The following is a 4,009-nucleotide window of genomic DNA, read 5'->3' as shown; positions in this document are numbered from 1 at the left end:
TAAATCAATCAAAAGCTAGTGGATAACCATGAGATATTATCAGAATTTAAGGCGGCCTAAAAACAGATAAAAATAAGACAAATTTATAGTTTATTTTCTGTAATATATTTAAAATTCAAATTATCAAGATGCTTACTATACCTGTAATTGTAGTAATTTTTAACCTGTTTATAGTTTTTTAGCCAATCAATAACTTCAACTATTTTCTACCAACTATAACCATCAGGTATTTATCCTGAAAATATTAACTCCCTGATTTTAACTTTAAATTTCTGTAAATTAATTGTCAAATTTTATTTAAAACCTATGTTAACACCAATTACTATTGTGGAACCAAGGTTAACCCAAGCTTCACCAGCACCACAAGTAACTTTGCAAAAATCAGAATATATTTGGATGGCTGCATCTGGACTACTATTACTATTAGTGATTATTATGGGTATATTCCACCAAGTAAAAATGAAGCAATTTAATAAAAAACTAAATATGGAAGGATTTAGAAATAAAGACCTGCGTAAAAAATATAAATTGGCTGTAGCAACTATCTCAAAAATGGAAAAAAATCCTGACCTAATCCATTCGCGAGAGTTTAACTTAGACTACTTAAGAATGCGGATGGTAGAGGAAGTTTTTCACTTTGCTATTGTCAATCAAATTAAGGTAAAAGTTAAACAACAAATTAGTATTGTATTGCGTCCTACTCCATTAGCAGCAGGAGAAAAAGGAAACCCAAGTGGGCGACAAATTGATTCTATGTTTGATGTAGAATATGATACTGGGGAACCAGGCAAAGATCTGAAAAAAAGAGTGTTATTTCGGGTGTCAATCAAACTAACAAAATTACCAACTCAGGCAACTTCTCAAACTATTAATCAAATTATTGATTGTTTAGAAACCTACCTTAGTCCTAGTGACGATCATGATAATTGGACTCCTACTATTCAAGGTCGAATTGTACATATTGATTGGGATCAAAAAGCAAAACCAACACCGATGTTGGTACTAGAGCAATCTAATGATGGAGTTCTATTTCGTACTAACCGACCAGCAGCAAGAAATGTTAGTCCACCTCCACCTCCACCTCCACCTCCACCTCCACCTCCATTCAGATCAACTGTAAGTAAAAGAAATACTACTAAAGGAGCAAGAATGCAGGTATCTACAAAAGGGAAAATAAAAGGTGCAATTAAAAATAATGTTAAAAATACTAAAGGAGCAAGAATGCAGGTATCTGCAAAAAGGAAAACAAAAGGTGCAATTAAAGGTAGTGTATCAAGAAAGTGTGGAAATGATTCATAATGCCCATGTACGCGCATATAGAAACCTCACAAGTCAGTAGTGACGAATTTTGGTCATTTGTCCAAAAAAAAGCGAGTGCGTAATTCTGGGATCTCCCCAGAATGTAAGACGGACTCAAAACACAAAAACACTGTCAGATGAATGAATTGACACTCATGTGATTGTTGGATTGGGATGACTCAAGCATCCAGAACGTGGATTAATTTTGGCCACTCGTGTCAGCAAACACACTGACCAGTTCCGATACAGAATTAATCACCAACACAGAAGGGAAAACTAACTGACTGGCAGTGGCATACTGATGATTAGGGTGGGTATGAGCGAGTTTTGCCTCCAGAAGTAAAGCATATCAAGTTTAAAGACCAGACACAGCAGATAGGTAGGTGGCATCGCACCCCAGAATAAATTTGGTAAGGTCTGGGCACAGACAGAGATAACGGTTAGGTTAGCATTCGCGGAGCGTGGCATCAGCAGTATGGCCTACTTCAATTGGATTTGGGTTCATAGTCGCAAAGAAAATACTGCTGCACAAACAGCTGAGGAACGCGTTCGCGGAGCATTGCAGAGCGCAGTATCACTCCTTAGAGTTGGAACGACCTAATTACTTCTCCCACACTTTGCGCTCTGCACTACTCAATTAAAAATAATGCTAAAAATACTCAAATTCGGAAATAATTAAAGTCAGGAAAAAGGAACAAAGAAGAAGAAAAGCAGACTTCAGGAATCATGTAGTGTAGCGAAATGTTAATGAGTGGAAATTGACTAGTTTGATTTTATTGTGTTTAAATAGGCCTAGCTTAACAGGTAAAAATCTTCAATTTTAACTATCAGGTTAGCAACATTTAATATCATGTCCGGTAGCATCGGTATTGTATAGCAAGAGTAGGGAACACCGGAGCTGGGAACAGGGAACAGTCAGGAATACTTAAGAGCAAGAAAAAAACTTAAATTTCCTGTAGATATTCACCTTTGGGTTTACACAAACGCGCCCCAGCGGACATGATATAACGAAGTCAGAAGTCAGAAGTCAGAAGTCAGAAATCAGAAGTTATTTTTGTAACGGGGAATTTGAGCAAGGTTCCAAAAATATTTCGCCTTAAAAGGCGGGGTTGCGCGACCCAATTATATCATGTCCGGTAGCATCGGTATTGTATAGCAAGGGTAGGGAACACCGGAACAGGGAACACCGGAGCTGGGAACAGGGAACAGGCAAGAATACTTAAGAGCAAGAAAAAAACTTAAATTTCCTGTAGATATTCACCTTTGGGTTTACACGAACGCGCCCCAGCGGACATGATATTATTTTGATAAAATGCGATAATTGCGAGTAAAAATAAATATAATTTTCTTCTTTTTACTAGCTAAATTTTGCAGAATTTAAACTATCATAATTTAAACTATATTTATACCAGATTTACTATCTAAAGCAACCGTGGGTTCATCTACTGCAATACTAACTTAGGTTTAATTATTAAAGCATGAGCGATCGCTACCCTTTACTTTTGCTCGCTATATAAACTCTTAGGGTAGTAATGTACTCATTCTCATAATCCTATTAATTCTAAAAATTTCTATGATTTGATGGAGAGTTTCTGCCTAAAAAATTGGGGTGAAATTCTCAATACATTTGCACATTTTGCGTCGCATTTATAGCAGGGAATAGAGAAAATGGGTGTCACCCCGCGTCGGCGACAGATGCAAGCGGTCAGAACCCGGTAAGGTTTCCTCGTCTGGAAATACTTTCAGCCGAAAAAGTGTTTCATTCTTATTTGAAATTACTATACAATTTAGATTAGCTACTGACTCTCGAATTTGTTGAGTTGTAGAGATGTTTAATCGAAGGTCTCTACAATCTTTAATATATATTAAATACCATGTCCGGATGATTAAATATAGTAAAAATGTTCTCCTCTCAATCTGGAAGGAATATCCCAAACTTCTGCTCCGTTTCCAGTGTTCCCTCTTGAATTTACACCTACCAACTAAGAACTTTATTCTCACTAATTAAGCGGACATGATATAACAAATCAAAAAAAATTATTCGCAATTTCTTTTGTAATCATTAATCAGGACTATCAAATAATACAGTTGTCAAATAATAATCTGTCCATTCAGGCCCAAAAGCTTTTTCCAAGACTCGGCGAGTTTTGTCGTTTTGTCTCTGCTGACTAGAGTAATGGCGTTGAGCTTTAAGAATCTCAAGTTGTTGTTCTGAGGTAACAGGTTTTTGGGCGATCGCTTGTTGGCAATGTATTTCTAGGTAAGATTCCACTATAGATAGAAATTTTTGTTCTTCGTCTAAATCACTAGGTCGTATGAATAGACAAAATTCTGAAAATATTTCGCCCCATTTAGGAAGTTGGCGAGGATAAGAAAATTCTTTTATTGGTAAGTTTTTAAGTTGGTAATTATAGACTTGTGGCAGTTTCCTTTCTTGATTGAGGGGTGATAGATCGACTACTGCTGCACTTATTTGACCTCTTGCTCCCACTAAATCTGTGCCAAATATAGGTAGGGCATAACTTGTTCTAGGAAACATTACGCAGTGTAATATATCTAAGCTTTGACCTACTTTGGCCAGTTCCAGATGTAGCTTGCGGAACTGGGAGGTTTGATAACATTTGTTTTCTATTGTTAGTTTTTCTCCTTCGAGACGGCCTTCTACATACCCTAGTTCTGCGGGTAGGTAATATGGTTGTAAGTCCAGGTA

2 protein-coding genes are annotated in these 4,009 nt (G+C 36.7%); one reads left to right on the top strand and one right to left on the bottom strand.

Features of this window, described 5'->3' with window-relative positions; translation table 11 throughout:
• The first annotated feature begins 306 nt into the window (after positions 1 to 306).
• The gene (locus F6K13_RS22125) at positions 307 to 1,299 is read left to right on the top strand and encodes a hypothetical protein (RefSeq protein ID WP_287288391.1); all 993 of its coding nucleotides are present in this window, start codon (positions 307 to 309) and stop codon (positions 1,297 to 1,299) included.
• A gap of 2,062 nt (positions 1,300 to 3,361) precedes the next feature.
• On the opposite strand, the gene F6K13_RS22120 is transcribed toward F6K13_RS22125, so the two are convergent.
• Positions 3,362 to 4,009, bottom strand: a 648-nt coding sequence (locus tag F6K13_RS22120; RefSeq protein WP_287288389.1) for a phycocyanobilin:ferredoxin oxidoreductase, incomplete at its 5' end; no start/stop codon positions are given.

This window comes from Okeania sp. SIO2B9, assembly GCF_010672505.1.
Lineage (GTDB): Bacteria > Cyanobacteriota > Cyanobacteriia > Cyanobacteriales > Microcoleaceae > Okeania > Okeania hirsuta.
Note: the sequence above shows the minus strand (reverse complement) of the source record. Positions and strands in the feature narration are given on the sequence as shown.